Below are 2,517 nucleotides of genomic sequence, written 5' to 3' on the forward strand. Positions count from 1 at the left end.
CGAGGGAGCGGCGGCTGCGCGAGCTCCAGGCCGAGCTGGCCGCCTGCCTCGACCGCTGGCGGCCGGCCGCCCACCGGCACCGGCTCGCCGAACGCATCGCGGCCCTGGCCAGCGGCACGTCGAGCGACAACCAGTGGAGCATGAGCCTGTCGTCGTTCGTGCTCGGCGAGCGGCTCAGGCAGGTGGTCGACGCCGCCAACGAACGCCTCGACCACATGTCGGCCGGCCGCTACCTGCTCCGGCACGACCTGCGCAAGACGGCGGGCGCGCGGGGGCGTTCGGGCGGTGGGCTCGGGCTGCGGGTCTGCGACGGCTGGACCGGCGTCGACCGTGACCCGGCGACGCTGTCCGGCGGGGAGAGCTTCATCACCTCGCTGGCGCTGGCCCTCGGGCTGGCCGACGTGGTGACGGCGGAGGCGGGCGGCGCCGAGATCGGCACGCTGTTCGTGGACGAGGGGTTCGGCACTCTGGACGAGGACACGCTGGACGGCGTCCTCGACATCCTCGACGGGCTACGCGACGGCGGGCGCGCGGTCGGCATCATCAGCCACGTCCCCGAGCTGCGCTCACGCGTCCCCGCCCAGCTCAAGGTGGCCAAGACCCGCACCGGCTCGACCCTCTCGACGACCGGCACGGCCTGAGCAGCCTGGCCCCTGCAGCGGAGCCGCTTGCGAGACGGCGCAGTCAGGGAACGAAGGGAGCCGTAGCGCATCGGGACGGACACCAGCAAGGGAAGCTGTACTGCCCGCTCAAAGGGAGGCAGCACAGCATGAGTACCGTCAACCCTTGGCAACGATGCGTTCCGCGTTCTCGACCCACCCTCTGAAGATTCGCGGGACAGTAGCGAGCGCCGATTCGTGCTTACCGATCATCTCCTTCTGGTATGCGGCCTGGAGGGCCTTGTAGGTGCCGACGAGGTTGACCTTCTGCTGGCATAACCCATCGGCCTGGGCGACGCGTTTCTCGTCCTCGCCCGCGGGAGACTCGGCCCGGCGGCCTGCCCATCGCGGATCGTGGCGGGCCGCGGACGGCTCCGCATATCGCATGCCGTTGCCGGCCATGCAGCTACTCCAGGCGAGAAATGCCGTCCGCATGCGGCTGTCACGCAGTGCGGAGAATCTGGACTCGGCAGCCAAGTCGCGCGGATCAACGGGAAGCTCGGTGACGACGTTCGTCGTACCGGTCGCGCGGACCTTTCGATCCCCATCTTCCGCACAGCCACCCGCCGGGACGCTGATTCCGGACGTGGTTCTGACCGTCTTGCCCATGTACGCGTCCAGCGCCTCCTGGCTGGGCCCTGCAGTGGTGGCCGCGCGGCGGTCGAAGATCAGCGGTTGCCTTGGAGAGATCCCTGGATAGCCTGACTTGCCCGCCTCTGCCGGATCCACATAATCAATGAGATCGGCTTCCTTGTAACTTGTGGTGGCGGCCATGGGCACGGTGTCGATCTTCCATTCCTTGTACCCGAGAGCGTGCATGCAGTCCCGCGCCGCAAGGCTCCTGGCCTTCGCGATCAGCTCGATGTCCTCCATCGGTGTCATGTACGGATCCAGCGGCATCGCGATGATCTTGCTTTTCGTGACTTCCGGGATATCGCCGAGGGGCGGTTCCGTTGCGGGATCGGAACTAGGCGGGGCGACTGACGGCGGTGGTGTCGTCGTCGCGCGGGCCTGCGTGGAAGCCGCGGCAGGGACCAGCGAATCGCGTGCGGGAGGGCCGCTGGAACTCGATGTTACGAGCACTGATACGCCCGTGATCAGGAGGACGGTTACTGTGGCGACAGCCGGCACGGCCAATCTCCTGCTGAGGTCAGGTCTTTCGGTCAACGCTCCTTCTCCATTCCTCATGGGTACTAGCCCAGCCAGCCGTTCCAGGTACACCGCAAATTGATGATCTGCGCGCCGCTGAACAGGGCGCAGCCGTTGTCCCTCGCGGGGATGCCGGAGTGTCCCAGGTACACGCGCGCGTCGCCCTCGTTGATGAGGCCCCAGGAAAGGGCATCCCAGTTGGGGTCGTTGTTGCAGCCCGCTCGGTTGATCAGCTGCCACCGTTGCTCGATATAGGGGGTGCGCCACTGCCTCGACTGCCGCCGCCCCAATTGTTTTGGATGATGCCCCAGAAGCAGCCGCTCTGACTGTACATCGACAGACCGCTGTTGGCGTTGGCGTACCTGAGATAGCCGTTGCTGGCCGCATATTCCCACCAGCGCTGGTTCATTGATGTGGGATTCTCCGGCCACACGATCACTTCACCACCGACGCTCGTCGACGACAGCCAGATCTCCAGATAATTGTTGTTGGCCTGGTTCTGCCAGAGGACTCTCCCGTCGGCGTGGGCGGCGTGGGTCGACAGCAGTGTGAGCGCGACCAGGGCGATGAGCGTGCCGGCTCCGAGTCGCCCCGCTCGCACCCAAAGGCCGGTGGAGGATTTATTCACTCTATGAGCCCTTTTCATCCCTTGGCGGTGGCCTGCTGGTCACAGCATGATCGCGAGGTCGACGTTTGCCTGCCGACATCA

At 66.3% G+C, this 2,517-nt stretch carries 3 protein-coding genes; 1 reads left to right on the forward strand and 2 read right to left on the reverse strand.

Features of this window, described 5'->3' with window-relative positions; translation table 11 throughout:
• Nucleotides 1–641 (forward strand): SbcC/MukB-like Walker B domain-containing protein (locus DQW85_RS24460; RefSeq protein WP_275888251.1); only part of this gene is annotated, 641 nt, incomplete at its 5' end.
• A 138-nt stretch (nucleotides 642–779) separates the two neighbouring features.
• On the opposite strand, the gene DQW85_RS24465 is transcribed toward DQW85_RS24460, so the two are convergent.
• Both DQW85_RS24465 and DQW85_RS44810 read right to left on the reverse strand, forming a co-directional pair.
• Nucleotides 780–1,790 (reverse strand): hypothetical protein, encoded by a 1,011-nt coding sequence (locus tag DQW85_RS24465; RefSeq protein ID WP_162795334.1) that lies wholly within the window; start codon nucleotides 1,788–1,790, stop codon nucleotides 780–782.
• Nucleotides 1,791–2,037: 247 nt separating this feature from the next.
• Complete coding sequence (locus DQW85_RS44810; RefSeq protein ID WP_162795335.1) at nucleotides 2,038–2,436, reverse strand: RICIN domain-containing protein; 399 nt, start codon at nucleotides 2,434–2,436, stop codon at nucleotides 2,038–2,040.
• Nucleotides 2,437–2,517 lie beyond the last annotated feature (81 nt).

The sequence above is a fragment of the Nonomuraea lactucae genome (genome assembly GCF_003313395.1).
In the GTDB taxonomy this organism is placed as follows: Bacteria; Actinomycetota; Actinomycetes; order Streptosporangiales; family Streptosporangiaceae; genus Nonomuraea; species Nonomuraea lactucae.